This window comes from Streptomyces desertarenae, from assembly GCF_042681365.1.
Classification (GTDB): domain Bacteria; phylum Actinomycetota; class Actinomycetes; order Streptomycetales; family Streptomycetaceae; genus Streptomyces; species Streptomyces desertarenae.
In genome coordinates this window covers 252,296-278,750 of sequence record NZ_JBHUFU010000003.1, presented here as the reverse complement: position 1 = coordinate 278,750, position 26,455 = coordinate 252,296, and the positions used below count along the sequence as shown (strand labels likewise).

The window sequence follows — 26,455 nt, the reverse complement described above, 5'->3', positions numbered from 1 at the left end:
GGCCGGGTCGGACGTCAGCCGAGTTCGGCCAGGAGCCCCTCCAGGAACGCCGTGCTGCTCGCGGGCGTCTCGGCGACCGCGCACAGCCGGTCCATGATGGACAGGTAGTGGTCGACGTCCTCCTCCTTGTCCAGGTAGAGGGCGCTGGTGAGCTGTTCGAGGTAGACCACGTCGGGCAGGTCCGGTTCGGGGAACCGCAGTATCGTCACCGGCCCGCCCGCGGCGGCCAGCCCGCCGACGCTGAACGGCGCCACCTGGAGGGTGACGTTGGGTCTGCGGGCCGTCTCGATCAGGTGGCGGAGCTGGCCGCGCATCACCTCGACGCCCCCGAGCGGCCGGCGCAGCGCGGCCTCGTCCAGCACGGCCCACAGCCGGGGCGCGTCCGGGCGGGTGAGCAGGTTCTGCCGCTCCATGCGCAGCTGCACGCGGCGGTCGTTCTCGTGGGCGGAGGCGCGGGGGTGTCCCAGGAGGATCACGGCGCGGGCGTAGTCCTCCGTCTGGAGCAGGCCGGGGACGAACTGCACCTCGTAGGTGCGGATGACGGCCGCGGCCTCCTCCAGGCCGATGTGCCGGTCGAACCAGCCCGGCAGGACGTCGCTGTACCGGTGCCACCAGCCGCGGGTGCCGGTCTGGCGGGTCAGGGCGAGGAAGTCCGCCCGCTCGTCCTCGTCCAGCACCCCGTAGAGGGTGAGCAGGTCCGCGACGTCGCGCTCCTTGCAGGCCCCCTGACCGCGCTCCAGGCGGCTGACCTTCGCGGTGGAGCCGCGGATCGCCTTGGCCGCCTCCTCCAGGTCGATGCCGCGCTCCTTGCGCAGCCGCCGCAGCTGGGAGCCGACCACCAGACGCAGGACCGTCGGGCTTCCCTTGGGATGCTCGATGTAGCGCTTTATCGACAAGGAGCGGCTCGATTCGGCGGCCATGCTTGCTCTCCTGAGTGAAGGGACAGACACTCAGTGTGCCACCGCGGGCGCCGCAGCGTACAGCGACCTCTCCGCGTCTCCCCGTTCGGACGCCCGTCCGAACGGCCCTGCGGCCGCCCTCGCCCGCCCGCGGCCGGGCCGACTCCGCCGGGCCGGCGCCGGGACGGCCCCGGTCGCCGGGCCCCTGCCGCGCCTCAGCCGACCATGTCGTCGAAGTCGCCGTCCTTGGCGCCCTGGAGGAACGCCACCATCTCGTCGCGCGTGTAGACGAGGGCGGGTCCGTCGGGGTGGCGGGAGTTGCGGACGGCCACCGCCCCGCCCGGCAGCGGCGCCAGCTCGACGCAGTTGCCGTTGGGGTTGCTGCGGCGGCTCTTGCGCCACACCGCGCCCTCGATCTCCGTGGCCCGTACGCCGTTGGCGATCTGCTGCATTGTCGTCCCTTCACTGGCCGCAACCCTGCGCTGCCACCCCTCAGGCCGGGCCGCGGTCCATGACGTTCCATCACTCTGCGTGTGGGATCGGCCCGCTGCAATTACATCTGTAAGTGCAGATGCGCTTGCAGCGGCATGTGCCAGTCGAGGATAGTAGCCCCGGCAAGGCGGTTTCAGGGACCGATTCCCGGCAGGCACGGTGGGAGCTCGCGATGACGGCTCGTCCGACGACTTCGGTGAGTGACGTTCTGCTGGCGGAGCTTCCCGGCCACTGGCCCGGCATCACCCGGGAGCTCGGCCCCGTGCCGCCCCGCACCTGCCTGCGGTCCGTCCCGGCGGCCGGGGCGCTCGCGGTGTGCGGCATCGGCCCGGCCCCCCGGAGCGCGGCCGCGGCGCGGGAGTTCGCGGTCCGGGCACTGGCGCGGTGGAGGCTGGGCGCGTTCGCCGGTGACATCGCGGTCGTGGTGTCGGAGCTCGTGGGCAACGCCCTGCGCCACGGGACGGCGGCCTCCCCGCGGCGCCCGCGCGCCGGACGCCCCGTACGGCTGGGCCTGCTGTGGCGGGACGGCACCGTGCTGTGCGCCGTCTCCGACCCCAGTTCCGTCCCGCCGGTCGTCAGGGAACCCGACCACCTCGCCGAGCGGGGGCGGGGGCTGCACATCGTCGACTCCCTCAGCCGGCGGTGGGGCTGGTCGCCGCCCGGCAGTGCCGGCAAGACGGTCTGGGCCGCCGTCCCCGTGGACGGCGCGCCGTAGGGGACGAGGCCGCGGGGCCCGTCGTGCCGGGCGCGACGGGCCCCGCGGTGTCAGCCCGCCGTGGCGGTGCAGTCGACGGTCGCCGAGGCGCTCCCCCCGGTGGCGACGAACCCGAAGGACGTGCTCGCCCCGGCCGCGAGGGCCCCGTTCCAGGCCGCGTTGCGCACCGTGGCGGTGCCGCCGGCCCCCGCCTCCAGGGTGCCGTTCCACGCCTGGGTGATCCGCGCCCCGCCGTCCAGGGTGATCCCGACCGACCAGCCGGCCAGCGGCACGCCGCCGGTGTTCCGCACCGTCACCTCCCCCTGGTACCCGCCCTGCCAGACGGACGCGGCCCGGAACGAGGCCGTGCAGGCGGCCCCGTCCTCGCCGGGGCCGCCCGGCTCCCCGGTGCCTCCCCCCGAGAGCAGGCCGGCCAGGGCGGGGAACCAGCGGGCGGCGATCTTCTCGTCCCCGGAGGCGTCGGGGTGGACGCCGTCGTAGGTGTCCTCCGCGGTGCTGAAGCCGGTCCACTGGTCGACCGCCACCACCGGGGACTCGGCAGTGCTCTCGGCGCGGGCCCACTGCGGGATCCGCTCGTTGAGGGCCACGACGCGCCGGGCGCACTCGCCGCAGGTCTCGGGATCCATGGGGATGATCTGCGCGACGAGCACCTTCATGCGCGGGTTGCTCGCCCGCATCTGGTCCACCAGGGTGCTGTAGGCGGCGAGGATCGCGTCCGGGGAGCGGTTGCTCCAGACGTCGTTGGTGCCGAAGTGCATGACAACGATGTCCGGCCGGGTCGCGGAGAGCCAGGCGGGCAACTGGTTCCGTTCGGCCACGGTGGTCACCAGCGCGCCGCCGTGCCCCTCGTTGTCGCCGTCGTGCGGCTGCCCGCACCCCTGGGGGCCGAGCGTCCCGACGAAGTCGACGTTCGTGTGGCCCGCGGCCTGGAGCCGGTTCCACAGCAGCGCACGCCAGCAGCCCGGCGAGCCGGTGATCGAGTCACCCAGCGGCATGATCCGCACCGGACCGGCGGCCGGGGCCGCCAGGGGGGCCGGGGCGTTCCGGGCCGCCGGGGCGCCCTGGGCCGGGGCTCCGTCCGCGGCCGCGGCGGCCGCGGACGGCCCCGCGCCGAGCAGCCCCGCGAGGAGGGAGAGGGAGGCCAGGGCCCCCCGCAGGAGGCGGGTGCGGTGTCTGGGCATCGAGGTTTCCTTCCGACGGAGTGGGAGCGCTCCCATCAGAAGACATCAAGCCAGCGCGCCGGCGCGGCGTCAAGAAGCCGGTCCGCGGCCGTCCGTCCGGTCCGCGGCCTCCTCCACGCGGGGCCGGGGATGGCCGGTGCTCTCCCTGGCGACCAGGCGGTGCGGGACGGTGATGCGCTGTGGGGGCACTGCGCTGCCGGGGCTGTATATGCGGTCGGCCAGGCACTGCAGGGCCCGCTCGGCGATCTGCGCCTTGTCCGGGCTGACGGTGGTGAGCGACGGGTTGGCGTACCGGCCGTCCTCGACGTCGTCGAAGCCGACCACGGCCAGGTCCCCGGGGACCTGCAGACCCCGCTCCCGCGCCACGAGCAGGACGCCGAGGGCGAGTTCGTCGCTGAAGGCGAAGACCGCGTCGGGCGCCGGCCCGCCGGCGTCGAGCAGCCGCGCCATCGCCCGGGCGCCGGCGGCGCGGTGCAGCGTGGCGACGGGCACCTCCAGCGCGGGGTCGGGGTCCAGGCCGGCCCGCCGCAGCGCCCGGCGGTAGCCGGCCAGGCGCTGTTCGGCGGTGCCGTTGCGCAGGCCGGGCTGCGGGCCGATCGCCGCGATCCGGCGGCGCCCGGCCTCCAGCAGGTGGCGGGTCGCCTCGTCGGCCGCCAGGACGTTGTCCACGGCCACGTGGTCCGCCAGCCGCCCGGGGTCCCGCTCCCCCAGCAGCACCATCGGCGTGGCACCCGCCCGCTCGGCCAGCTCCTCCGCGCCCAGGGCCCAGGGACTGATGATCAGGCCGTCGACGATCGGGGCGTGGGTGCCCTCCAGCAGGCGGCGCTCCACGTCGGCGCGGCCGTGCGTCTGGTCGATGATGACCGTCCAGGAGCGGCGCTGCGCGGCCTCCACCACCAGCCCCGCCAGCTCCCCGAAGTAGGGCGAGTGGAGTTCGGGGACCACCAGTCCGATCAGACCCGTGCGCCCGGCCCGCAGGCTGCGGGCCGCCAGGTTGGGCCGGTAGCCCAGCTCGTCCAGGGCCCGCTGGACGCGCTCGCGGGTCTTCTCGGACACGGAGGCCGCGCCGTTGACGACGTTCGACACGGTGCGTACGGACACCCCGGCGCGGGCGGCGACGTCCTTCAGGCTGGCTCTCACGCGGCCATGCTCCCACGGGCCCGCCGGCCCCCCGCGGCGGCCCGAATGTGGCGTGGATCACTCCGCATCCCTCTTTGCAACGTTGCATGCAACACGGAATATGGCGTGCGTTCCGACACCGCGAGGAGGCAGAGATGACGGCAGAGACGGATCACGCGCGGACCCCGGGCCCGGCCGCGGGCGTGGAGGTGGACGTGTCCGCGGACGTCGAGGCCCTCTACCGGGACGGCATCACCGCACGCAGGGGCGCCTTCGCCCCGGAGTGGGCCGACCGCCTCGGCGAGGACGTCGCCGCCGCCTTCGAGGAGGCCCTGAGCCGCCCCGGGGGTGCGGTCGGCCGCGGCCCCAACCGCTACTACGTGGAGATCCACCCCGAGCAGATCCGCGACTTCGTCGGCCTGGTCGACCACCCCTGGGTGCGCTCGGTGTGCGCGGCGGTCCTGGGCCCCGACTACCGGATCGTCGAGCTGGGCTTCGACGTGCCGCTGGAGGGCGCGGTCAACCAGCCCTGGCACCGGGACTTCCCGATGCCCGAGGAGACCCGCGCCGAACGGCGCCTGACCTCGCTGGCCTTCAACGTCACCACGGTCGACACCGAGGAGGACATGGGCCCGTTCGAGATCGCCCCCGGCACGCAGTGGGACGACAGCCCCTCCTTCGCGCACGGCATGTTCCCGCCGAAGTCGGACTACCCGCGCTACGAGGAGCTGGCGGTGCGCAAGTACCCCAGGCGCGGCGACATCTCGGCGCGCTCGGCCCTGACCATCCACCGGGGGACGGCCAACCGGTCCGCGAAGTCCCGGCCGGTCCTGGTGCTCGGCGTCGACGGCCCGGAGGCGAACAACGACGAGCGGCACGACATGGCCGTCACCCGGGCCTACTGGGAGTCGCTGCCCCAGCGCGTGCGGGACCACCTGGCCTGCCCCGTGGTGGAGGAGCTGACCCCCATCACGCAGAAGCACACCATCGAGGGTCTGGTCATGGGCGATGCCTGAGGCGACGGCGGGCGCGCGCCCCGGGACCGCGGAACGGGACGCCGGCGCGCCGGCCGGCGGCGGACGCCCCCTGCTGGTGTACGCCGTGGCGGCCGTCTCCGCGCTCGGCGGGCTGCTGTTCGGCTACGACACCGGCATCATCTCCGGCGCGCTGCTGTACCTGCGGGAAGACTTCCAGCTCTCCTCCCGCGAGCAGGAGGTCGTGGTCAGCGTCATCCTCGTGGGCGCCATGGCCGGCGCCCTGCTGGCGGGGAGGATGTCGCAGCGGTACGGCCGCCGCAAGGTGGTGATGGCCGTCGCCGTGGTCTTCGGGGTCGGGGCGGCGGCCGCGGCCGCCGCCCCCGACACCCCGTCCCTGATCGCCGCCCGCTTCGTACTCGGGCTGGCGGTGGGCGGCGCGTCGAACATGGTGCCCGTCTACATCGCCGAGATGGCTCCCCCGGAGATCCGGGGCCGGCTGATGGTGCTGTTCCAGCTCATGGTCGCCATCGGCCAGCTCATCTCCTACCTGTGCGGGTGGGCGCTGGCCGGCAGCGGCGGCTGGCGGACGATGTTCGGGCTGGCCGTGATCCCGGCGGTCGTCCTGGTCGTCGGCATGGCGCTGCTGCCCGAGAGCCCCCGCTGGCTCGTCGAGCACGGGCACCGGGAGACCGCGCGCGCCGTCCTGGCGCGGCTGCGCGGGCCCGGCGAGGACGTCGACGCCGAGATCGAGGAGATCGCGGCGGTCAGCCGCGGCGAGGGCCGCGGGGGCTGGCGGGAGCTGCGCCGGCCGTGGGTCCGCCCGGCCCTGGTCGTGGCCATCGGCATCGCGGCGTTCTCCCAGCTGACCGGCATCAACGCGATCGTCTACTACGCCCCGACGGTCCTGGCCGACGCGGGCTTCGGCGACTCGGTGGCGCTGCTGACCGGCATCGGCATCGGAGTGATGCTGGTCGTCGCCGGCGTCGCGGGGGCGATCCTGGTCGACAAGGCGGGCCGGCGCCGCACGATGCTGTGGTTCCTGCCCGGCTCCGGACTGGCGATGGCCGTCCTCGCGGCCGCCTTCCTCGGCGGCGACGGCTCGGCCCTCCAGCGCTGGACGGTGATCCTGTCCCTGTTCGCCTACATCCTCTTCAACGGCATCGGGATGCAGGCGGTGGTCTGGCTCATCGGCCCGGAGATCCTGCCGCTGTCCGTGCGGGGCCCGGCGACGAGCCTGGCGACGCTCTCGGTGTGGGGCTTCGACCTGCTGATCGCGGTCACCGCGCTGACCGCCATCAACACCATCGGGCGCAGCGGGACGTTCTTCCTCTACGCGCTGATGAACGTGGCCTGCATCGTCTTCGTGGTGCGCCGGGTCCCCGAGACCCGGGGCCGGAGCCTGGAGGAGATCGAACGGTCCCTCGCCGGGCCCGGGGCCCGGCCGGCCACCGCGCGCTGACCGCTCCCCTCCCCCCGGGGCGCCGCCGGACGCCTCCGGCCGGCGGCGCCCCCGCCCCGTTCCGGCCCGGCCGCCCGCCGGCCGGCCGGGCCCCGTTCGGCCCAACCGGCCTCCCGCCCGGCGGGCCGCCGCCCCGAGCCTGAAAGACTCTTGAGTCACCAGTGGTCGGGACACGGACGGGGAGAGTCGTGGCAACGAGCGGCAGCAACGGCGACCGGCACCGGTGGAGCACCCGGATCCCCAGGAGCGTGCGCCGCGCGGCCGCCGTCCTGCGCCGTCCGCGCACCTCCCGGGGCCGCCTGGCATGGCTCAACCGGGCGAGCACCACGATCGGCACCACCCTCGACCTGGGCAGGACCGCGCAGGAGCTGACCGACTTCGTCGTCCCCCGGCTGGCGGACGGCGCGGCCGTCGACCTGCTGGAGTCGGTGCTGCGCGGCGAGGCCGGCGCCCGGGCGGGGGGCGCCGGGGCACCCGTCACCCGGGCCGTCGCGGTCTCCGCCGTACCCGAACTGGAGACCCTGGAGCCGGACGAGCCCGGCGAGCTCTCCGTCCACCCCCAGACCCTGATCACCGTCCACTGCCTGCGGAACCGGGAGCCGGTGCTCCTGAGCCGGATGCGGCGCGACGACTACCGGCGGGTGGCCCCGACCGCGGGTGCGGCGGAGGCGATGCGCCGGGCCGGGGTGCACAGCTACATGGCGGTGCCGCTGACCGCCCGCGGCGTCCTGCTCGGGGCCGCCGACTTCGTCCGCGGCCCCGGCAGCCCCCCGTTCACCCGCTCGGACGTGGAGCTGGCGACGGAGCTCGCCTCCAAGGCCGCCGTCTTCATCGACAACGCCCGCCTCTACGGGCGCGAGCGGGAGCACGTCCTGTCGCTCCAGCGCAGCCTGCTGCCCCGCGCCACCCCGAACACCCCCGGCCTGGAGGTCTTCACCCACTACACGCCGAGCCCCGACCCCGGCGGGGTGGGGGGCGACTGGTTCGACGTGATGGCCCTGCCCGGCGGCCGGACCGCACTGGTGGTGGGGGACGTGATGGGCCACGGGGTGGCCGCCGCGGCCACGATGGGGCGGCTGCGCACGGTCAGCCGGACGCTCCTGGGCATGGACACCGCCCCCGACCGCGTGCTGGCGCGCCTGGACCTGGTCGTCCGCGACCTGGAGGACGACCCGGTCGCCACCTGCCTGTGCGCCGTCTACGACCCGGCCACCGCGAGCTGCACCCTGGCCGGCGCGGGGCACATGCCGCCCCTGCTGGTGGACGCCTCCGGGGCCGTCTCCCGCGTGGAGGTGCCCGTCGGTGCGCCGCTGGGCGCCGGGGTGATCCCCTACGACCCCGTCACCGTGCCGGTGGCGGCCGGGCAGCGGCTCGTGCTGTACACCGACGGTTTGGTCAAGACCCGCGAGGGCGACGTCGACGCCTGGCTGCGGCGGCTGGCCGACGCTCTCCCGGAGATGGTGGAGCGGCTGCTGGACGCGCAGGACCCGTCCGGGATCCCCCTGGGGGAGGGGAGCCGCCTGGACGAGTCCGTCCTGCTGATGGCGGCCGGCGGGGAGCTGCCCGAGGGCACCGACCTGCGCGTGTGGCCCCTGCCCCCGGACGGCACCGCCGCGTCCGCCGCCCGTTCGCTGGTCACCGCGCAGCTCGCCCGCTGGGGCCTGGAGGAGCTGGCCGACGTCGCCGAACTGGTCGTCAGCGAGCTGGTCGGCAATGCCCTGCGGTACGGCGGCGGCCCCGGGCAGCTGCGGCTGATGCGGCACGACAGGCTGACGCTGGAGGTGTCCGACACCGGGCCGGACCTGCCGCAGATCCAGCACGCGCGGCTCAGCGACGAGGGCGGCCGGGGGCTGCAGCTGGTCAACATGCTCAGCCGCCGCTGGGGGTCGTGCCGGACGCCGGACGGAAAGGTGGTCTGGGCCGAGCAGGACATTCCGCGGGCGCTCCTGTGAGGCGCTTCCCCGGCGGGTCCGCGCGCGGCGGCGCCGGACCGCCGCCGCCCGCCGCGGCCGTGCCCGCCCCCGCCCGGTCCCGCGGGGGCGCGGGACCGGGCGGGGGCGCGGGGGAACGGCTCGTCCGCGCCGGTCAGTAGGGCCGTGCGGCGTCCCGGTGGGCGGGGTCGAGGAGGTGCTCCCGGGAGCGGGGGAAGCTGATCCGCTCCGGGTCCCCGTCGGAGGTGTAGCGCTCGGCCCTCCCGTCGCTCAGCCTGTCCAGCCAGGCCGTCGAACCGTAGGAGGCGTCCGGGCCCGCCGTCGCCTGGGAGCGGATGCGGGGGACGGCCCCGGGGTCGAAGCCGGCGGAGTGGGGCGAGGGGGCCGGGCCCGCGCCGGCCAGGTAGACGCCCTGGTGCCGGTAGGCCACCCCGGCGTACTCGCCGGCGGCGGCGAGCCGCCCGGGGCGGGGCGCGGCGCCGTAGGGAAGGGCCATCGAGACCACGGACACCCCGGGCAGGACCTTGTGGACCGCCCACTGCCCGGCGGCGATGTCCCACCGGACCGTCTCCTCGCCGGCCTCGCTCAGGAGGGTGTGCCGCAGGGTGTGGTTGCCGATCTCGAAGCCGTTGTCGTGGAGCCAGCGCAGGGTCTTTCGGCCGCCGGGGTCGCCGAAGGGGTCCTCGTTGACGAAGAAGGTCGCCACCGGGCGGAACCCGGGGTGGCGCCGGGCCACCTCCAGGAGGATGCCGACGGCGGTGTCCGGGTCGGGCCGGCCGTGCTCGTCCAGCCGGAACTGGCTGGGGGCCGAGTCGTCGAAGGTGAGGACCACCGGGTGGGTTCCGGCCGGTATGTCGATCCCGCCGCCGGTGAACTCCCGCGCGGTGACCGGCACGTACCCCTCCCGCGCCAGCCGCTCCAGTTCGGCGCGGAAGTCCTGCGGGGTGCGGTCGTCGACCCCGGCGGCGTCCTCGGTGACCCGGTGGTACATCAGCACCGGCACCGCCCCCAGTTCGTTGGCCCCCACCGCCGCCGGGTCGGTGCCGGCGGGCTTGCGTCCCTCCTCGGCCGGCCGTTCCGGGCCCGCCCTCCCCCCGGGGGCCTCCGGCACCGCCCGGAGCCCCGCCTCCTTCCGGTCCTGCGGTTCGCCGTCGTCGGGCGGCCGGGTGTGCGGGGAGCCGGCCGCGGAGCAGCCGGCTATGAGTATCGCGGCCAGGACCAGTGCCGCGCGGTCGCCTCGGGGACGTCGACGCATGGTGCTCTCCGGGTGTCGGGGCGGGCACCGGCGGTGGCCGGGCCGTCACCCTCAGGCTCCGGCAGGGGCGTGCTCTTCTCGCGCCGCGCTGGGCCGAACGGCCGACCGCGCCCCGTCCGGCGGCCGGGTTCCGGGGGCCGTCCGCGCAGGTGGCGGGGGCCGGGGTCCGGCCCGGCCGGGTCACTCCGCAGGGTGTCGGGGGTACGGCGGTGCGTCCGCGCCCACCGCTTCGCCCTTGTCCGCCCGGTACCGCGGCGCAGCCTTACCCACGGGTAGGTCTCCTCACGGGCAAGAGGGGGCTCCGTGGACGACGGCGCCGGCGGCGGGGCGGCCGGCGCAGGCGCGTCCTCGGCGAGGTCTTCCGGCGCACGGAGCGGCAGTTCCGGCCCGAACGCGCCGGCCCGCTCGACGCCCTGGTCCGCTGACGATGTTCACGACCCGCAGGCTCCGGATCGCCGGCGGCCTCGGCCTGGCCGCCGGGCCGGCCCGCTACTTCGGCGTCCCCAGGGCCTGACGGGCGCGGACGGCTCCCTTCCGCCGCCGGGCCCCGATCCGTCCCGCGCCGCGGCCCTTGTGGCCTGCGTCACTCCGTGGCTAGACTCCCGGCCGTCACGATTCGCACACGGTTTCCCCGCACGTCTCCTTCGCACGTCTTCTTCGCACGTCGACCATCGGCCGGCCTTCACGGACCTCCGTGAGGACGGAGTGGAAGGGCTGCGCGTGGAACGAGGCTCTACGACATCGGACGCGGGCGTTTTACCCGTATTGATCCGTCTCTCCGCTCCGCACCCCCGGTGCCGCCGATGAGACGGGCCCCCGCCACCGGGGCGGCGGGCGGCAGGCCCGCCCCCTCCGCACCGGCCCGCGACCTGCGGCTGCTGTGGTGGGCGAACAGCACCGACGCCCTGGGCACCCAGGTCTCCGGTCTGGTCCTCCCCCTGCTCCTGCTGGGCCTCGGCCACTCCCCCGCCCTCGTCGGAGCGGTCGCGGGCGTCTCCACCGCCCTGGGGCTGCTGCTGGGCCCGTTCGCCGCCGTCCTGGCCGACCGGGGCGCCCGCCGGCGCGTGATGGTGCGGTCGGCGGCGGTGTCGGCCGCCGCCCTGGGATCGCTCGCCGCGGCCCTGGCCCTGGACGTGCTGCACCCGGCGCACCTGTTCGCCGCCGTCCTCGTCGAGCGCGTCGCCACCTCCTGCCAGGAAGCGGCGTCCCGCGGCACCGTGGCCCTGCTCTGCCCTCCGGAGGGCCTTCCCGGGGCGGTCTCCCGGCTCCAGGCCGGCGAACAGGGCGCCCTGGTCCTGGGGCCGCTGCTGGGCGGCCTGCTCTACCAGTGCTCCCGGTGGCTGCCGTTCCTCGCCGACGCCCTGTCCTACCTCGTCGCCGCGCTGTGCGTGCGCGGCATGCGCTCGGACCTCGCGCCGGAACCGGCGGGCGGAAGGGCCGCGCCGCCCTCCCGGGCCCGGTGGTCCGCCCTCGCCTCCGAGACGGGCGCGGGTCTCGCCCTGGCCCTGCGCTCCCCCGTGCTGCGCCTGGTGCTGGTGTGGACCGCGGCCGCGAACGGGCTGCTGGTGGCGCTCCACTACACGGCCGTCTTCGCCCTCCAGGAGGACGGCCGGGGCCCGGCCGCCCTGGGGCTGGTGTTCTCCTTCGCCGGTGCGGCCGGCCTCGCCGGGGCGCTGGCCGCGCCCGCCGCGGTGCGCCGGCTGACCGCGGCACGGACGCTGGTGGCCGTCTCGTGGCTGCTGGTCCCGGCCGCCGCGGGACTGGCGGCGGGCGGCGGACCGTGGCTGTACGGGCTGCTGTTCGGCGCCGTCTCCCTGCTGGTCCCGGCCGCCGTGGTGGTGCTCCACACCCGCGCGCTGCGGGTGACGCCGCCCGCACTGCAGGCCCGCACCGGCACCGCGCTGGCCGGCGCCGCCGGAGGCGCGGCGGCCCTGGCGCCCCTTGCCGCCGGGGCCGCCGGGGCCGGGGCCGGCACCGCGGCGGCCGTCGCGGGGTGCGCGGCGCTGCTGGGCCTGCTCGCCGCGGGCACCACGCTCGCGGTGGCCCGCGGCGCCCTGCGGGTGCCGGGCGACCGGGTGGGGGAGGCGGCGTGAGCGCGGCCCCCGCCCCCGCCGCGGGCGAGGAGCGCCCCGCGCCCGGTTACCGCGTCCACCGCCCGGCGCTGCCGGAGGTCTGCCCGCGCGACCCGGCGCTGATGGTCCTCACCGGCGACGCCGGCGGGCGCTGCGAGGTCTTCGCCGTCGACGCCCGCACCGGCCGCGCCCGGCAGGTCACCGACCGCCCGCGCGGCACCCTGCACTGCGCGATCGACGCCGACGCCGCCGTGTGGTGGTTCGAGGAGGACGAGGACGGACTGGGCCGCTGGTGCTTCCAGGACTTCCACGGCGGTCCCGTGCGGCCCGGCCTGACCGGGCCGTCCCCCGGTGCCCCCCGCGGGCTGGCCGTGGTCGGCGACGGCACGGTCGCCGTCGGTCTCGGCGACCGGCGCGGCCTGACGGTCCACCTCGGCCGGCGCGGCGGGGAGGGGCGGCCGGTCCTGCGGGTCGAGGGGCACGCGGTGCTGGCCGGGGTCTCGCCGGACGCGCGGCTGCTGGCCGTCACCGGGACGGCCGCCTCCGAACGGGCCGTCGCCGTCCACACCGCCGGCGGGGAGGCGGCGGCGGTGCTGTCCGGGCGGGACGGGGGGCTGTGGGCGCTGGGCTTCGCCCCCGGCGCCGGGGAGGCGGAGCTGCTGCTGGTCCGGCAGGACGGCGACCGCTACGTACCGGCCACCTGGCGGGCGGACGGCGGCGTGCGCCTCCACCGGTGGTGCTCGTTCGACACCGAGATCACCGCCCGCTGGTACCCGCGGGGGCGCCGGATCCTGGTGCGCCAGGACCGCCACGGCCGCAGCCGGCTGTTCACCGCGGACCTGGACCGGCGGACCCTGGCCCCCGTGCCCGTGCCGCCGGGCAGCGTCCTGGACGCGGCACCCCGGCCGGACGGCGAGGTGCACTACCTGTGGACCGACACCGCCACCCCTCCCCGGGCGTACTCCGCCTCCGGCGCCGCCCTGCCCGCCGTGGACGTGCCCCCGGTGCGGGTGCCGGGGCGGCACACCGAGCTGTGGACGCCCGGGCCGGACGGCGAGGTCCACACCCTGCTCAGCCTCCCCGAGCACCCCGCGCGCCCGCCGCTGGTCCTCCTGGTCCACGGCGGTCCGGCCGACCACGACCGGGACGCCTACGACCCCGTGGTGCACTCGCTGGTCGCCTCGGGCTTCGCCGTCGCGCGCGTCAACTACCGCGGCTCCACCGGCTACGGGCCCCGCTGGCGCGCGGCGTACGGCGAGGGCGTGGGCCTGACCCAGGTCGCCGACCTCGCCGCGGTGCGGGCCGACGTGCTGGCGCGCGGGCTGGCCGACCCCGGCGCGGTCGGCCTGTGGGGCACCTCCTGGGGCGGCTACCTCGTCCTGCTGGCCCTGGGCACCCGGCCCGGCCTGTGGCGGGCGGGCGTCGCCGTCAAGCCGCTGGCCGACTGCGCCACCGCCCACCGCACCGGCACGCCGGCCCTGCGCGCGCTGGACGAGGCGCTGTTCGGCGGCACGCCCGAGCAGGTGCCCGACCGCTACGCGCGCAGTTCGCCCGTCCGCTACGCGCACCGGGTGCGGGCTCCGCTGCTGATGGCCGCCGCGACCCGCGACGTCAAGTGCCCGCCCGAGCAGGTGCGCACGTACCTGGCCGCGCTGCGCGCCTCGGGTGTGCGCCACGAGGAGATGTGGCTGGACTCCGGGCACGACGGCTACCTCGGCAGCGACCACGTGGCCGTGCTGCGCCGGGCGCTGGGCTTCCTGGACCGGGAGCTGCGCGGCCCCGGCCGGGCGGCCGACCACGACTCCCCGCACCGGCAGGGGCGGGGGAAGGACCGGCCGCCGCAGTCGGCGGCCGGGGACCGATGAGGCGATCCACGAGACCGAGAAGGGAGGCAGCCGTGCAGAAGGACGTCATCAACAACGACCCGCTGGCGGGCGACGAGGAGAACCGCAAGCCGAGCGTCGGCATCACCGTCACCGTCCCGTTCCGCAACGCGGAGGACACCGAGGAGGAGTGACTCCTCACCGCCCGGTCCGGCCCTCACCGCCGGGCCGGGCGGCCACCGGCCCCCGTCCTCCCGCCGCCCGTCCTCATTTCCGCCCCGAGGAGTCGCCATGCGCGTCCTGCTCGTCAACATGCCCTGGTCACCGATCGACCTCCCGTCCCTGGCGCTCGGCATCCTCAAGCGCAGCGTGGACGAGCGCACCCCCGGCGGCCGGGCCGAAGTCCTCCACGCCAACCTGGAGTTCACCGACTGGATCACCCGCCGCACGGAGTTCACCGGCGACGACTACGAGTACTACGCGCTCTCCTCCTACTTCCTGGGCTGCGGCGACTGGGTCTTCTCCTCCGCCCTCTACGACGACCCCGAGTGGCGGGTCGAGGAGTTCACCGAGGCGATGAGCCGGAAGCTGCGCCCCTCCCGGCTGCGGATGTCGCACGCGCTGCACCGCATCGTCCCGGAGTTCGTGCGGGAGACCGCCGAGCGCATCGCGGCGTACGGGCCGGACGTGGTCGGCTTCACCTCCACCTTCCAGCAGAACACCGCCGCGCTGGCCGCCGCCCGGCAGGTCAAGGCGCTGGCCCCGCACATCGTGACCGTCCTGGGCGGCGCCAACTGCGACGCCGAGCAGGGCGCCGCCCTCCACCGCAACTTCCCCTTCGTGGACCACGTGGTGCGCGGCGAGGGCGAGGTGGCCTTCCCCCGGCTGCTGACGGCGCTGGCCGAGGGCTCGGACCTGTCGGAGGTTCCGGGGCTGTGCCACCGCGGCGCGGACGGCTCCGCCACCGCCAACCCGATGAGCACCTCGCCGATGCCCCCGGCCGCCATCCTGCCGCCCGACTACAGCGGCTACTTCGAGCGGCTGGCCGCCTCCGTGGCCCGCAACTGGGTCGAGCCCAAGCTCGTCGTCGAGGGGGCCCGCGGCTGCTGGTGGGGCGAGAAGCACCACTGCACCTTCTGCGGGCTCAACGGATCGTTCATGCAGTTCCGCAGCAAGAGCCCGGAGACCTTCTACGAGGAGATCATGGAGCTGGCCCGCCGCCACCGGGTGCTGGACATGTACGTCGTCGACAACATCCTCGACATGGGCTACCTCACCACGGTGCTGCCCCGCATCGTCGACGCGGCTACGACCTGCGGCTGCACATCGAGATCAAGGCGAACATGCGCCGCTCCCAACTGCGCACCCTCGCCGACGCGGGCCTGATCTACGTCCAGCCGGGCATCGAGAGCCTCAACAGCCGGGTGCTGGGGCTGATGGACAAGGGCGTCAGCGGCTGCCAGAACGTCCGGATGCTGCGGGACGGCGCCGAGACCGGCCTGTCGGTCGCCTGGAACTACCTGCACGGCTTCCCCGGCGAGACGGCCGCCGACTACGAGGAGGTCATCGCCCAGATTCCGGCGCTGGAGCACCTCAACCCGCCGGTCGACCTGTCCGCGCGCATCGCCATCGAGCGGTTCAGCCCGTACTTCACCCGGCCCGAACTGGGCTTCTCCGGGCTGCGGGCGGAGGAGCACTACCGCTTCACCTACGACCTTCCCGAGGCGGAGCTGTACGACCTGGCCTACGTCTTCGAGGCGCCCGAGCGCGGCATCGGCGAGGAGACCGTGGCATCGCTCAACGACGCGCTGGCCGCCTGGAAGAAGGCCCACGCCGACAGCAGGCTCACCCACGCCGACCTGGGCGACCGGATCGTGCTGGTCAGCCGCCGGCGGCTGTTCGACTGGGGGGTCCTGGAGCTGACCGACCCGCTGGAGGTCGCCGCCTTCCGGCTGCTGGACCAGCCCCACGCGCCCGCCGCCCTCGCCCGCAAGCTCACCGCCCGGCTGCCGCAGGCCGTGCCGGGGGAGGCCGTGGCGGAGCTGCTGGGGCGGTGGCGGGAGCTGGGCCTGGTCTTCGCCGAGGGCGGCCAGTGCGTGCACGTGGCCCCCGCGGCGGTCAACGAGGACCTGCTGCGGCTGGACTTCATGCGCCACCTCCACGCCGCGCCGCCCCGGCACGGCTCCGCGCCCGCGCGGGCGGCGGCCGCGGTCTGACGGCCGGCGCCCCGGGCCGGTGGACGCCCCGGCCCGGGAGCCGCGGGCCCGCGGGTGCCGCGGCGCTTCGAAGAGCACAGGCGACGCGAGGGAGAGATGCCGATGAGCACGACCACCACGGACCGCCCGGGCGGCCCGGAGCCGCTGACCGTCACCGCCTGGCGCGACTACGACCCCCGGGCGTGCGCGCTGCCCGGCATGCGCCTGGGCGACGTGCGGATCGACGGCCCGGTCGCCGCCGGGGCGGACCGGCTGTGGGAGCTGGGTGCCCGCCGGGTGCGGCTGCCGCGGCCGGTGGACCTCGCCGCGGCAGCCGCGGACGGCGCGGACGGCGCGGTCCGCGCCGTCCGCGACCTGTGCCTGGTGCGCGACCTCACCGCCCGCGCGGTGTTCGTCGAGTGGCGGCTGAGGCTGCCCCCGGAGCCCGCCGACGGCTGGCGGGACCTCAGCCACCTCCAGCCGCCGTCCGAGCTCGACGGCCCGGCGGACGCGGCCGGCGCGCTGGCCCGGTGGCGCGAGGGGCACTACCTGTGCAAGCTCCTGTGGCGGCGGGGGCCGGGCTTCGTGCAGATCCGCGACCGCCGCTGGGGCGACCTGCGCCGCTTCACCGCCGAGGAGTCCGAGTACGGCGGGGCGATCGCCGCGCTGGCCTACGGCGCCCGGGCCGACGCCGTGCCCGCGGCCGTCCTGGCCGAGTTCCGCGAGGAGCGGCTCGTGGCCGAGGTGGGTCCCCTGGTGTGGTGGCTGCCCTACCGGGTGCGGCGGTGGATCCAGGAGGCCATGGCCATCTGACGGTGCTTCCGGGCGCCCCTCCGGCCCGGCGCCGTCCCCCTGCCGCGCCGCCGCCGCACCGCGGTGCGGCAGGATGGCCGGGTGACCGATCTGGGGGGCGTGGAACGGGAGTTCGAGGCGCTGGGCGCGCGGCTGCGGCTGCACGCGCGCTGCGTGGACTGCGGGGAGCAGACGGGTGTCGGACCGGACGAGCCGGCGGTGCTCGCCTCGGTCGTCAAGGTGCCGCTGGTGCTGGAGTTCGCCCGGCAGGCGGTGCTCGGCCAGCTCGACCCGGCCGAGCGGGTGCTGGTGCGGCAGGCGGACCGGCTGGGCGGGACGGGAACGGCCGGGTGCGCGGACGACGTGGAGATGAGCCTGCGGGACCTGGCGCTGTTCGCCCTGGCGGTCAGTGACAACACCGCCGCCGACGTGCTGTTCCGCCGGGTGGGCACGGACACCGTGCGGCTGCTGGTGCGGGAGCTGGGCCTGGCGGCCACCCGGATCGTCGGCTCGCCCCGCGCGCTGCTGGAGGGCGTGCTGGCGGAGGTCGGGGCCGACGGGCCGGAGTCGTTCGCCGCCCTCTACCCGACGCTCTCCCCCCGGCGGATCCGCGCCCTGCCCACCTTGGACCCGCTCAGGACCAACAGCGGCACGGCCCGGGACATGACCCGCCTGCTCGTCCTGCTCTGGACCGACCGCGCCGGTCCGGAGCAGGCGTGCCGCCTGGTCCGGGAGTTGATGTCCCGGCAGGTGAGCTGGCACCGGCTGGCGGCGGCGTTCCCCGAGGAGGTCGCCGTCGCCGCCAAGTCGGGCACCTTGCCCGGCGTGCGCAACGAGATCGGGGTGGCCTCCTTCCCCGGCGGAGGCCGGTACGCGGTCGCCGTCCTCACCGAGACGCGCTCCCTCGCCCAGCGCCGCCCGGACCTGGACGCCGCGATCGGCGCGGCGGGGCGGGAGGCGGTGGAGGCGCTGCGCGGCTGCTGCTCTCAGCAGGCGTCCCCGTCCGCCTCCGGCGGCACCGCGTAGACCACGTCCCAGGGGCGCGGCGCGCCGCCCGGGTCCCGCGCCCCCGGGGGCCGCTCCCCGGCCTCGGCGCGCAGCGCCGCGGTGGCGGTGGCCGCCAGCCGGCGGGCGGCCGGGTGCGGGGAGTCGGCGGGGTGGACGTAGGAGACGGGCCAGACGAGCTCGTCCGCCTCCAGCGGCCGCCACAGGACGCGGGGCTCCTTGCGGGCCACGGCCGCGTGCGCCAGGGCGACGCCGCGCCCTGCGATCACCAGGCCCATCACCACCTCGGGACTTCCCGCGTGCACCATCCGCGGCGGGTGGTAGCCCCGGGCGCGGCAGGCCGCGAGCGTGGCGTCGTACAGGCCCGGCGCGGCCGACCGGGGGAAGAGGACCAGGGGCTGCCCGCCGAGCGCGGCCAGGGACAGCGGGCCGGCCCCGGCCAGCGGGGAGGCGCGGGGCACGACCACTCCGACCGGCAGCCCGGTGACCGGCCCGCCCACCAGTCCGGCCGCCTCCACCGGGTGCTGGAGGAAGCCGGCGTCCAGCTCCCGGTCGGCCAGCAGCCGCACCTGCTCGGCGGTTCCGGACTCCCGGGGCTCCACCTGCACGTCGGGGGCCTCGCGGGCGAAGTCCGTGAGGATGCGGGCGAGCAGACGGCCGGACAGCTCCGGCGGCACGCCGACGCGCAGCACGCCGTACTCGCCGCGGTGGGCGCGCGCGACCAGTGTCCGGGTGCGCTCGGCGCGGGCCAGCAGCTCCTCCGACTCGGCCAGCAGCACCTCGCCGGCGGCTGTCAGCCGCACCCCGCGCGAGGAGCGGTCGAACAGGCGGGCGCCGAGCTCCTCCTCCAGCCCGCGGATCCGCTGGCTCAGCGGCGGCTGCGCCATGCCGAGCCGCTCGGCCGCCCGGCCGAAGTGGAGTTCCTCGGCGACGGCCCGGAAGTACCGAAGGTGCCGCAGCAGGTCCATGGGCAGGGACGATATCGGTTCCGGTATCGCCGGGAGCACTTTCCGATCTTGGACGGGCCGCGGGCCGGCGTGCTCTGATGCCCCGCATGCGACCACCTCTTCGGTTCACCTCTGTCCCCTCCGCCCCCTCCTCCCGGACCTCCTCGTCCTCCCCCGCGCTGTCCCGGCGCGGGCTGCTGGGCGCCTCCGCGGCCGGGCTGACCACCGCCGGACTGGCCGGGGCCGGTGCGGCACAGGCGGCTTCCCCGGCCGCCCGCCGGCGGACCCGCGCGGCGCGCACCGAGCCGGGCCGGTCCGGGATGCGGCTGCGCTGGCTGGGCAACAACGGCTGGGAGATCCGCATCGACCGGCCCGGCGCCAAGCCCGCCACCGTGCTCATCGACCCCTGGCTGACCCGTTTCCCCACCGGCACCTACACGGAGGAGGGCGCGGACCCCCAGACGCCGCTGGTCGTCCACGAGCACGTCATCGACCGCTACCGGCTGCGCGCCGACCAGATCCTGGTCACCCACGGCCACTACGACCACCTGCCCGACGTGCCGCACCTGGCGTCGACCACCGGCGCGACCGTCTGGGGCACCGAGAGCCACGCCAACATGCTGCTGGCGCTGGCCGCGCCGCACCGGCAGGGCACGCTGAGGGACCAGCTGTCGGTGGTGGCCGGCGGTGAGCACGTGCAGCTGGACGGCTACTCGATCCGGGTGCTGCGCTCGCTGCACTCGATGACCGGCCCGCGGTCCCGGGTGCCCTTCCCCGGCACCCGGCCCGGCGGACCCCCGCCGCGTCCGCAGACCATCGCCGACCTCGTCGAGGGCGGCACCCTGGCCTACGCGATCACCAGCGACGCCACCGGGTTCACCCTGGTGAACTTCGGCGGCTCCAACTTCAGCGCCGCCGACCTCGACGGCCTCGCCCCGGACCTGGCGATGATCCAGCCGGGCGGTGCGAGCGTCCCCGGGTACGTGCCGCGGCTGCTGTCCTGCCTGGACCACCCGCCCTACGTCGTCCCCACCCACTGGGACGACTTCGACGAGCCGCTGGACGAGCCGGCCGTGGACTGGGGCGGCCTGGAGGAGCTGCGCCGGGCGGTGCGGGACGCCGCCCCGGAGACGCGCTTCGTGGTCGTCGACCACCTGGAGTCGTTCACCCCCTGACGGCCGGCGCCCGTCTCCCCCCGCGCCGGGGGTCCGCCGTGCGGCGGGCCGCCGGCGCGGCCTGTCAGCCGAAGGGGACGACGGCGACCGGCGCCGTGGCGTGGTGCATGACGGCGTGCGCCACCGGACCGATGTGGAAGCCCAGCGGGGAGCGGCGGTTGCGGCGGCCGACGACCACCAGGGCGGCCTCCTCGGCCGCCGCCAGCAGCAGCCGGGCGGGCCTGCCGGCCTCGATCCGCGTCCTGACCTCCACGGCCGGGTACTTCTCCCGCCACCGCCGCAGGGTGTCGCCCAGCACCCGGGCGCTCTCCTCGGCCAGCTCGCCGGCCATCCGGGGATCGACGGCCACGGGGTCGATGCCGTAGACCAGCGGCGGGTTCCAGCCGTGCACGACCCGCAGCGGGGCGCCGTGGCGGGCCGCCGCGTCGAAGGCGAACTCCAGCAGCCCGTCGCTCTCGCGGTACAGCTCCAGGCCCAGGACGACCTCGCGCCGCGCCACCCGCCCGGCGCCGGCGTCCCCGTCCCCGCCGGGGACCGCGGTGTCCCGTTCCGCGGTCCCGGCCCGGACCAGCACCACCGGGCAGGCCACGCGGGCGACGGTGGACAGGCCGACGGAGCCGATCAGGAAGCCGGCCACGGGCCCCAGTCCCCGGGAGCCGACGGCCAGCGCCTCGGCGTCTTCCGCGGCCGAGACCAGCACCTCGGCGGGGCGGCCGGTGAGCCGGTCGGCGGTGATCTCCAGCTCCGGGTGCCTGCGGCCCAGCTCGGCGGCGGTCTCCCGAGGGGTCCACCGGTCGCGGTGCCGTCGGGCGTCGGAGTCGGCGGAGGGGTACGGCCGGCCGAACGGATCGGGCTCCCGTACGTGTACCAGGCGCAGCGGCGCCTTCCGGCTCAGCGCCTCGCGGGCCGCCCAGCCGGCCGCGGCCAGGCTCTCGGCGGAGCCGTCCACGCCCACGGTGACCGCACGAACCATCCCACACCTCCGCTGCTCGGGCGGCACTTCGCCGCCGCACGTGTCCACGCCTCCACCGGGTACCCGCGATCAGTGCGGGCACCGGTCCCGGTCCCGGTCCGGCCCGGAGGGCCGGGCGGCCCGCCGTCGCCGGGCCGCCCGCTTGCGGGGCGCAGGAGTACAACGGAGAGAGGAGCGGTGGCGGGCGCCACGGCACCGCCGGGCGCGGACGCCTCCGCGCACAGCACCCGTCCCCAGGGAGGACCGCCATGATCGCCGCCCCCACCGACCTGTTCAGCGCCCTGCCGCCCGGCGGACGCGAGCGGCTGATGGAGTTCGCCCGCGAGACGTCCTTCCCGGCCGGCGCGCGCATCTCCGAGGAGGGCCGCCGCACCGACCGGTTCTGGGTGATCCGCACCGGGTCGGTCACCCTCGACATGAAGGTCCCCGGCCGGCGGCCCGTCGTCGTGGAGACCCTCTCCCACGGCGACCTGCTGGGGTGGTCCTGGCTGTTCCCGCCCTACACCTGGCATCTGGGCGCCGAGGCGCTCAGCCCGGTGCGGGCGCTGGAGTTCGACGCCGCCAGGGTGCGGGAGCTGTGTGACGACGACGCGGTCCTGGGCCGCGCGGTCGCCCTGCGGGTGGCCGAGATCGTGGCGCACCGGCTGCAGAACGCCCGCACCCGGCTGCTGGACCTGTACGCGCCCTACGGCAGCGGCCCGTCGCTGTGACGGGACGCCGCGCGGCTCGGCGCGCGAGTCGGGGGCGCCGGATCCGGGGCCGCCCCGGCGGCCCCGGATCCGGCGGCGTCAGTCCAGCCGGACGGTGAGCAGGGCCAGCGCGTCGGCCTCCGCCGTCAGGCGGTGCCGCTCCCCGGGGAGGGCCATCAGCTCCCGCGGCTCCAGCGTCCAGGACCGGTCGACGGTGCTCAGCACCACCCGGCCGGTCAGGCACAGGAGGGTCGCGGCGCCGGGGGTGCGGTGCTCGGCCCGCCCCCGGCCCTCCTTCAGCGCCACCAGGGTCACGAGGAGGCCGGGGACCTCCACGACGGTCTGGGACGCCCACCCGGACCCGGCCGCCCCCGCCTCGGCCAGCAGCCACTCCCCCTGGGCCGGCAGGCCCACGACCTCACCGGCCGGGTGTTCCTCGCGGTGCGACTCGGGACCGCCCTGCGGAGTGATCATCGGACACACTTCCCTCCGCGCCGGGGCGCCCGCGCGCCCAGCCGTTCGTCCCGGCCGCGGTAGACGACGTAGGAACGGACGGGGTACCCCGGAGGCGGGGCCGGCATGTGCGCCGCCGGAGTGAAGGGCCTCCCGCCCGCCGCCACACCGCACGGGCGGGGCGCGGCGGCGGAACGCGGCCGACCGAACCGGTGCGCGCCGCGGGCCCGGCGACCGGTCAGGGCGACCGGTCAGGGCGTACGGCCGGGGGCGCCTGCGGACCGGGTGTGCGCGATGAGCGCGTCGGCGAGCGGGGAGACGGTGGCGCGGCTGAGCGCGTGTCCGAGCCCGGGGATGGTGACGAGCCGCGCGGAGGGGACGGCACGGGCGAGCCGGGCCGCGTGCGGCGGGGGGGTGATCGGGTCCTCGGGGGCGTCGATCACCAGGGTCGGGACGGTCACCCGCGCCAGTTCCCCTCCCCGCTCCATGCCGGACCGGTCGGCGAGCGCGTGGGCGAGCGATGCGGTCCAGCCGCCGCTGTGGGCGGCGACACGGCGCTCCAGGTCCTCGAACTCCCCGGTGTCGAACGGCAGCACACCGCCGTTGAGGATCCGCCAGTGCTCCACGCGCCACCGCAGTTCGGCCTCCTGGTCGCGCTCCTGCCCCATCTGCTCCCACATCGCCAGTACGCGCGGATCGGGGCCGGGCAGGTCCTCGTCGCGGATCTCCGGGTCGGGGCGCGCGCCGCCCAGCACGGACGTGCCCCACAGCGCGGCGCTGAGCAGCCGCCCCGGGTGGTCCAGGAGCAGCAGTTGCACCAGGTAGCCCCCCAGCGACATCCCCGCCACGTGCGCCCGCTCGATCGACAGCGCGTCCAGCACCGCCACGGCGTCGCCGGCGAGGTCGCGGATCGCGTAGGGCCGCTCGTGGAAGGCGCGGGTGGAGCGGCCGGTGTCGCGGTGGTCGTAGCGGATGACGCGGTGGTGCCGCGCCAGGCGGGCCACGAGTTCGCCGGGCCAGGCGATGCCGCTGGCACCGGCGCCCATGACGAGCAGCAGCGGCGGCAGCCCCTCCCCTCCCGTGGTCTCCACCCACAGCCGGTAGCCGTCTCCGGCGTCGACGAAGGTCTCCATGCGTCCCCCTCCTCAGTTCGGGCCGCTGCGCCGCAGACCACCGAGCGTGATCTCCAGCAGCGCGTCGGCGTACTCCTCGGTCAGCGGTCCGGCCCGGTGCAGCCACCGCTGCGCCATCGGCGCGAAGATCGCGTCGACGGCGGCGTCCAGGTCCAGGGAGGCCGGGAGCTGGCCGGCGCGCTGCGCGGAGCGGAGCCGGGCCCGCTTGGCCTCCCGGGTCGGTTCCTCCACCCGGGTCCGGTACTCCCGGGCCAGGGCCTCGTCCTCGAGCATCGCCACCGTCAGCGCCCGCAGCGGCCGGTCCACCTCCGGGTCGGCGAGCTCCAGCGCGGTGGCCCGCAGGACGGTGCGCAGATCGGCCTCCAGGTCGCCGGTGTCGGGCAGCGGGGCCGGGTTCTCGGTGTCCCCGAAGCTCCGCACGAAGACCGCCTCGAACAGCACCGCGCCCTTCGAGGGCCACCACCGGTAGATCGTCTGCTTGCCGACGCCGGCGCGTGCGGCGATCGCCTCGATGCTGAGCTTGCCGTACCCGACCTCGCCGACCAGGTGGAAGGCCGCTTCCAGGATCGCCGCGCGGGAGGCCGCGCTGCGCCGGGCGGCCATCGGTTCCTTGGACATGGGAGGACCGTACCACGAGCGAGACGATACGTCTCGTCTCGCTTGTGGTGGTGCCCTGTGGCACAGCCGGCGGCCGGGCGGCCCGCCCCGAGCACACCGTCGCGATCACGGAGGACGGCCCGCGCGTCCCCGCCCTGCCCCGAACCGGCCGTCCGGTCCCGCACCGCCGGGGCCGGAGCCCGCACCCCTCGCCGCCGGGCATCCGGTACGTGGTCCGTACCAATCAGCTCCCGATGTATTGCCGGGCGGGCCCGGCCGTCCCAAGCTGTCCGGCATGGACCTGGAACTGCGGCACCTGAGGACGATCCGGGCGATCGCCGACGCGGGCAGCCTCACCCGGGCTGCCACGGCGCTGGGACTGGCCCAGCCCGCGCTGAGCGCCCAGTTGAAGAGGATCGAACGCTCCCTGGGCGGCGCGCTGTTCACCCGGGGACGGTACGGGGTGCGGCCCACCGCGCTCGGCGAGCTGGTGCTGGACCGGGCCGGTGTCCTGCTGCCCGCGGTGCGCGAACTCCAGGAGGAGGCCGTGCGGTTCGCACGCGCCTGGGACGGCATGCCCCGCTTCCGGCTCGGCGGTACGCACGGACCGCTGCTGGGAGCCCTGGTGGACCGGTTGGCGACGGCCCACCCCGGGACGTCGGTGACCACCCGGACCTCCTGGTCCGAGCGGGAGATCGCCGCGCAGGTGGTCGAGGGGCGGGTGGACTTCGCCCTGGTCGGTGCCTGCGGGGAGAGCCCGCCGCCCGCCGCGGACCGGCTGGCGTGGCGGGAGATCGCGGTCGACCCGGTGTTCGTGCTGCTGGGCCGGGACCACCCGCTGGCCGGGCAACGCGAGGTGGAACTGGCGCAGTTGGCGGAGGAGGCATGGACCGACGTGCCCGGGGACGGCTGCTTCGCCGACTGCTTCGCCGCCGCCTGCGCCCGCGCCGGCTTCACCCCCTCCCGCGTCTACGAGACGGACACCGCCTCGTGCGTCCACCTGGTGCAGGTGGGCCGGGCGGTCGGGCTGTGCCGGGCGACGTTCCCGCCGACCCCCGGCCTGGTGACCCGGCCCCTGGCCGGAGCACCCCTGAGCTGGCGGCACCTGGTCGGCTGGCACCCGGGATCGTCCGCCGCCGGCGTCGCCGCGTCGGTCGTGGCGCACACCCGCGCCGCGCACACCGAGGCCGCCGCGCGGAGCGTCAGCTACACCCGGTGGCTGGCGGAGCACCCCGGGTTCGGTGTGACGCCCCCGGCCGCCGCACCGTGCCGCGACCGCGCCTGACGCGGCGGAGCCGCCGGGCCTGCGGCTTCCGCCGGCCCGGCCCCGTCGGGAGCGGAGCCGGCCGGCGGTGGACCGCCTCCACCGGCCCGTCCCCCCGTCCGCTACAGTCCGTCCACCTGGGAAGTGCCACGAGGGGGCGGAAATGCGTCGCGATACATGCCCGGTCTGCGAGCACAGGGCGCCGGTGACCAACGAGATCATCGACCACCACGAGACCGGCGGCCGGAGCTGCGGGGGAGCGGGCCGGAAGGCCGTGGAGTGGCATCCCCTGCGGGGAGGCACCCCGCGGGCCGACGGGGCGGACGTCCCGGGAGCCGCCCGGCCGAGGACGGTCCCGCGCCCGGCCGCGGCCCTGGTGGCGGTGGGCCTGCTCCTGCTCGTGCTCGGAGCCGTCCTCGGCTCCCTGCCGCTCCTGGTGGGCGGCGCCGTCCTCACCGTCGCCGCGGGGGCCGGGATCCTGGCGTACCGCCGCTCCCCGGCGTCCCGTCGCGGGGGCGCTCGGGAACGGGCCGGTGAACAGGGCGGTGCGCCGGCTGGGGCACCGGCTGGGGCCGATGCCGAGACGGTGCCCGGCACCCGCTCCGAGCCGGAGCCGCAGGCCGCGGCGGAGGCGGAGCGCCGCGGGCCCGGGGCGCAGGACGACCCGGCCCCCGCCCCCGCGGAGGGTTCCGGCACCGGGGACCTCGCCGTGGAGGAGCCCGTCCGGGAACGGCAGCCGGCCGGGGGGCTGTTCATCCCCTCCCCCGGCACCCCCGCCCCGGGCATCGCCGGGGCGAACCGGGAGAGGACCGGCGACGACGCCTCCGGAGCGTCGGAGTCCGCCGTGTCCGCGGCCGAGGACGACGCACCGGCCGAGCCGGCCAGAACACTCGCCGCGGAACCCGAGACGGCCACCGGGGAGGCGGACACGACGTCCGCCGCGGAAACCGAAGCCCCCACCACCGACGCGCTCACCCCGGCCACCGAGGCACCCGCCGCCGAACCCGAGCCCGCACCCGCCGAGGTGACGGACACGGCACCCGCCGCGGAAACCGGAACCTCCACCGACACGCTCACCCCGGCCACCGACGCACCCGCCGCCGAACCCGAGCCCGAGCCCGCCACCGACCCCGCTGCGGCCACCAAGCCCGAGCCCGAGCCCGCCACCGACCCCGCTGCGGCCACCGAGCCCGAGCCCGCACCCGCCGACGACGCACCCGCGCCCAAGACACCCGCCACCGAACCCACCCCGGCCACCGACGCACCCGAGCCCGAACCCGAGACGGCCACCGGGGAGGCGGACACGGCA

Annotated in this window: 21 protein-coding genes and 2 pseudogenes; 13 read left to right on the top strand and 10 right to left on the bottom strand. The window is 76.5% G+C overall.

Annotated features, from left to right (window positions below; translation table 11 throughout):
• Positions 1 to 14: 14 nt before the first annotated feature.
• Positions 15 to 920 carry a helix-turn-helix domain-containing protein gene (locus ACFSJS_RS07375; protein ID WP_380898060.1) on the bottom strand — a complete coding sequence of 302 codons (906 nt, stop codon included), beginning with the start codon at positions 918 to 920 and terminating at the stop codon, positions 15 to 17.
• A 194-nt stretch (positions 921 to 1,114) separates the two neighbouring features.
• The gene (locus ACFSJS_RS07370; RefSeq protein ID WP_380898058.1) at positions 1,115 to 1,351 is read right to left on the bottom strand and encodes a DUF397 domain-containing protein; all 237 of its coding nucleotides are present in this window, start codon (positions 1,349 to 1,351) and stop codon (positions 1,115 to 1,117) included.
• Between the two features lie 236 nt (positions 1,352 to 1,587).
• Between ACFSJS_RS07370 and ACFSJS_RS07365 the strand changes: the two genes are divergently transcribed.
• Positions 1,588 to 2,106, top strand: a complete 519-nt coding sequence (locus ACFSJS_RS07365; protein ID WP_380898056.1) for an ATP-binding protein — start codon at positions 1,588 to 1,590, stop codon at positions 2,104 to 2,106.
• A 50-nt stretch (positions 2,107 to 2,156) separates the two neighbouring features.
• Here the strand turns inward: ACFSJS_RS07365 and ACFSJS_RS07360 are convergent, their stop codons facing one another.
• Together ACFSJS_RS07360 and ACFSJS_RS07355 are read right to left on the bottom strand one after the other, a co-directional pair.
• Positions 2,157 to 3,287, bottom strand: coding sequence for a GDSL-type esterase/lipase family protein (locus tag ACFSJS_RS07360; protein WP_380898054.1), 1,131 nt, complete (start codon positions 3,285 to 3,287; stop codon positions 2,157 to 2,159).
• Between the two features lie 69 nt (positions 3,288 to 3,356).
• Complete coding sequence (locus ACFSJS_RS07355) at positions 3,357 to 4,427, bottom strand: LacI family DNA-binding transcriptional regulator (RefSeq protein WP_380898051.1); 1,071 nt, start codon at positions 4,425 to 4,427, stop codon at positions 3,357 to 3,359.
• A gap of 134 nt (positions 4,428 to 4,561) precedes the next feature.
• Between ACFSJS_RS07355 and ACFSJS_RS07350 the strand changes: the two genes are divergently transcribed.
• The 3 genes from ACFSJS_RS07350 to ACFSJS_RS07340 all read left to right on the top strand — a co-directional run bounded on the left by ACFSJS_RS07350 (position 4,562) and on the right by ACFSJS_RS07340 (position 8,794).
• Positions 4,562 to 5,422, top strand: coding sequence for a phytanoyl-CoA dioxygenase family protein (locus ACFSJS_RS07350; protein WP_380898049.1), 861 nt, complete (start codon positions 4,562 to 4,564; stop codon positions 5,420 to 5,422).
• Complete coding sequence (locus tag ACFSJS_RS07345; protein ID WP_380898047.1) at positions 5,415 to 6,842, top strand: sugar porter family MFS transporter; 1,428 nt, start codon at positions 5,415 to 5,417, stop codon at positions 6,840 to 6,842. The genes ACFSJS_RS07350 and ACFSJS_RS07345 overlap by 8 nt, the downstream gene beginning before the upstream one ends.
• A 188-nt stretch (positions 6,843 to 7,030) precedes the next feature.
• The gene (locus tag ACFSJS_RS07340) at positions 7,031 to 8,794 is read left to right on the top strand and encodes an ATP-binding SpoIIE family protein phosphatase (protein ID WP_380898045.1); all 1,764 of its coding nucleotides are present in this window, start codon (positions 7,031 to 7,033) and stop codon (positions 8,792 to 8,794) included.
• A 133-nt stretch (positions 8,795 to 8,927) separates the two neighbouring features.
• Here ACFSJS_RS07340 and ACFSJS_RS07335 read toward each other — a convergent pair whose 3' ends face one another.
• Positions 8,928 to 10,028 carry a polysaccharide deacetylase family protein gene (locus ACFSJS_RS07335; RefSeq protein WP_380898044.1) on the bottom strand — a complete coding sequence of 367 codons (1,101 nt, stop codon included), beginning with the start codon at positions 10,026 to 10,028 and terminating at the stop codon, positions 8,928 to 8,930.
• A gap of 803 nt (positions 10,029 to 10,831) precedes the next feature.
• Between ACFSJS_RS07335 and ACFSJS_RS07330 the strand changes: the two genes are divergently transcribed.
• From ACFSJS_RS07330 to ACFSJS_RS07310, 5 genes and pseudogenes are all read left to right on the top strand, one after another.
• On the top strand, positions 10,832 to 12,121 hold the full coding sequence (locus tag ACFSJS_RS07330; protein ID WP_380898043.1) for an MFS transporter: 1,290 nt from the start codon (positions 10,832 to 10,834) through the stop codon (positions 12,119 to 12,121).
• Entirely contained in the window at positions 12,118 to 13,965 is a 1,848-nt protein-coding gene (locus tag ACFSJS_RS07325) for a S9 family peptidase (protein WP_380898041.1), read from the top strand. Before ACFSJS_RS07330 ends, ACFSJS_RS07325 begins: the two co-directional genes overlap by 4 nt.
• A 249-nt stretch (positions 13,966 to 14,214) precedes the next feature.
• A pseudogene (locus tag ACFSJS_RS07320) lies at positions 14,215 to 16,139 on the top strand (RiPP maturation radical SAM C-methyltransferase).
• 102 nt (positions 16,140 to 16,241) lie between these two features.
• Positions 16,242 to 16,931 (top strand): DUF5825 family protein, encoded by a 690-nt coding sequence (locus ACFSJS_RS07315; RefSeq protein ID WP_380898039.1) that lies wholly within the window; start codon positions 16,242 to 16,244, stop codon positions 16,929 to 16,931.
• Positions 16,932 to 17,012: 81 nt separating this feature from the next.
• The gene (locus tag ACFSJS_RS07310; RefSeq protein WP_380898037.1) at positions 17,013 to 17,936 is read left to right on the top strand and encodes a serine hydrolase; all 924 of its coding nucleotides are present in this window, start codon (positions 17,013 to 17,015) and stop codon (positions 17,934 to 17,936) included.
• On the opposite strand, the gene ACFSJS_RS07305 is transcribed toward ACFSJS_RS07310, so the two are convergent.
• A complete protein-coding gene (locus ACFSJS_RS07305; RefSeq protein WP_380898035.1) occupies positions 17,897 to 18,883 on the bottom strand; it encodes a LysR family transcriptional regulator in 987 nt (328 codons plus the stop codon). The genes ACFSJS_RS07310 and ACFSJS_RS07305 overlap by 40 nt on opposite strands.
• 86 nt (positions 18,884 to 18,969) lie before the next feature.
• Between ACFSJS_RS07305 and ACFSJS_RS07300 the strand changes: the two genes are divergently transcribed.
• Complete coding sequence (locus ACFSJS_RS07300) at positions 18,970 to 20,037, top strand: MBL fold metallo-hydrolase (protein ID WP_380898033.1); 1,068 nt, start codon at positions 18,970 to 18,972, stop codon at positions 20,035 to 20,037.
• Positions 20,038 to 20,101: 64 nt separating this feature from the next.
• On the opposite strand, the gene ACFSJS_RS07295 is transcribed toward ACFSJS_RS07300, so the two are convergent.
• Positions 20,102 to 21,010, bottom strand: a complete 909-nt coding sequence (locus tag ACFSJS_RS07295; protein WP_380898031.1) for a universal stress protein — start codon at positions 21,008 to 21,010, stop codon at positions 20,102 to 20,104.
• 248 nt (positions 21,011 to 21,258) lie between these two features.
• Between ACFSJS_RS07295 and ACFSJS_RS07290 the strand changes: the two genes are divergently transcribed.
• Entirely contained in the window at positions 21,259 to 21,720 is a 462-nt protein-coding gene (locus tag ACFSJS_RS07290) for a cyclic nucleotide-binding domain-containing protein (protein WP_380898029.1), read from the top strand.
• Positions 21,721 to 21,798: 78 nt separating this feature from the next.
• On the opposite strand, the gene ACFSJS_RS07285 is transcribed toward ACFSJS_RS07290, so the two are convergent.
• The 3 genes from ACFSJS_RS07285 to ACFSJS_RS07275 all read right to left on the bottom strand — a co-directional run bounded on the left by ACFSJS_RS07285 (position 21,799) and on the right by ACFSJS_RS07275 (position 23,903).
• On the bottom strand, positions 21,799 to 22,173 hold the full coding sequence (locus tag ACFSJS_RS07285) for a cupin domain-containing protein (protein WP_380898027.1): 375 nt from the start codon (positions 22,171 to 22,173) through the stop codon (positions 21,799 to 21,801).
• A gap of 230 nt (positions 22,174 to 22,403) precedes the next feature.
• On the bottom strand, positions 22,404 to 23,285 hold the full coding sequence (locus ACFSJS_RS07280; protein WP_380898025.1) for an alpha/beta fold hydrolase: 882 nt from the start codon (positions 23,283 to 23,285) through the stop codon (positions 22,404 to 22,406).
• 12 nt (positions 23,286 to 23,297) lie between these two features.
• Positions 23,298 to 23,903, bottom strand: coding sequence for a TetR/AcrR family transcriptional regulator (locus tag ACFSJS_RS07275; RefSeq protein WP_380898022.1), 606 nt, complete (start codon positions 23,901 to 23,903; stop codon positions 23,298 to 23,300).
• A gap of 274 nt (positions 23,904 to 24,177) precedes the next feature.
• Here ACFSJS_RS07275 and ACFSJS_RS07270 point away from each other — a divergent pair, with 274 nt between their 5' ends.
• Both ACFSJS_RS07270 and ACFSJS_RS07265 read left to right on the top strand, forming a co-directional pair.
• Entirely contained in the window at positions 24,178 to 25,167 is a 990-nt protein-coding gene (locus tag ACFSJS_RS07270; RefSeq protein WP_380898020.1) for a LysR family transcriptional regulator, read from the top strand.
• Between the two features lie 184 nt (positions 25,168 to 25,351).
• Positions 25,352 to 26,455 (top strand): annotated as a pseudogene (locus ACFSJS_RS07265) (hypothetical protein); the annotation flags it as partial.

What these genes read in the sequence shown, in the direction of transcription:
- ACFSJS_RS07375 (WP_380898060.1), bottom strand. Translation starts at nt 920, where the DNA reads ATGGCCGCCGAATCGAGCCGCTCCTTGTCGATAAAGCGCTACATCGAG.
- ACFSJS_RS07370 (WP_380898058.1), bottom strand. Translation starts at nt 1,351, where the DNA reads ATGCAGCAGATCGCCAACGGCGTACGGGCCACGGAGATCGAGGGCGCG.
- ACFSJS_RS07360 (WP_380898054.1), bottom strand. Translation starts at nt 3,287, where the DNA reads ATGCCCAGACACCGCACCCGCCTCCTGCGGGGGGCCCTGGCCTCCCTC.
- ACFSJS_RS07350 (WP_380898049.1), top strand. Translation starts at nt 4,562, where the DNA reads ATGACGGCAGAGACGGATCACGCGCGGACCCCGGGCCCGGCCGCGGGC.
- ACFSJS_RS07345 (WP_380898047.1), top strand. Translation starts at nt 5,415, where the DNA reads ATGCCTGAGGCGACGGCGGGCGCGCGCCCCGGGACCGCGGAACGGGAC.
- ACFSJS_RS07335 (WP_380898044.1), bottom strand. Translation starts at nt 10,028, where the DNA reads ATGCGTCGACGTCCCCGAGGCGACCGCGCGGCACTGGTCCTGGCCGCG.
- ACFSJS_RS07330 (WP_380898043.1), top strand. Translation starts at nt 10,832, where the DNA reads ATGAGACGGGCCCCCGCCACCGGGGCGGCGGGCGGCAGGCCCGCCCCC.
- ACFSJS_RS07315 (WP_380898039.1), top strand. Translation starts at nt 16,242, where the DNA reads ATGAGCACGACCACCACGGACCGCCCGGGCGGCCCGGAGCCGCTGACC.
- ACFSJS_RS07305 (WP_380898035.1), bottom strand. Translation starts at nt 18,883, where the DNA reads ATGGACCTGCTGCGGCACCTTCGGTACTTCCGGGCCGTCGCCGAGGAA.
- ACFSJS_RS07300 (WP_380898033.1), top strand. Translation starts at nt 18,970, where the DNA reads ATGCGACCACCTCTTCGGTTCACCTCTGTCCCCTCCGCCCCCTCCTCC.
- ACFSJS_RS07295 (WP_380898031.1), bottom strand. Translation starts at nt 21,010, where the DNA reads ATGGTTCGTGCGGTCACCGTGGGCGTGGACGGCTCCGCCGAGAGCCTG.
- ACFSJS_RS07290 (WP_380898029.1), top strand. Translation starts at nt 21,259, where the DNA reads ATGATCGCCGCCCCCACCGACCTGTTCAGCGCCCTGCCGCCCGGCGGA.
- ACFSJS_RS07285 (WP_380898027.1), bottom strand. Translation starts at nt 22,173, where the DNA reads ATGATCACTCCGCAGGGCGGTCCCGAGTCGCACCGCGAGGAACACCCG.
- ACFSJS_RS07280 (WP_380898025.1), bottom strand. Translation starts at nt 23,285, where the DNA reads ATGGAGACCTTCGTCGACGCCGGAGACGGCTACCGGCTGTGGGTGGAG.
- ACFSJS_RS07275 (WP_380898022.1), bottom strand. Translation starts at nt 23,903, where the DNA reads ATGTCCAAGGAACCGATGGCCGCCCGGCGCAGCGCGGCCTCCCGCGCG.
- ACFSJS_RS07270 (WP_380898020.1), top strand. Translation starts at nt 24,178, where the DNA reads ATGGACCTGGAACTGCGGCACCTGAGGACGATCCGGGCGATCGCCGAC.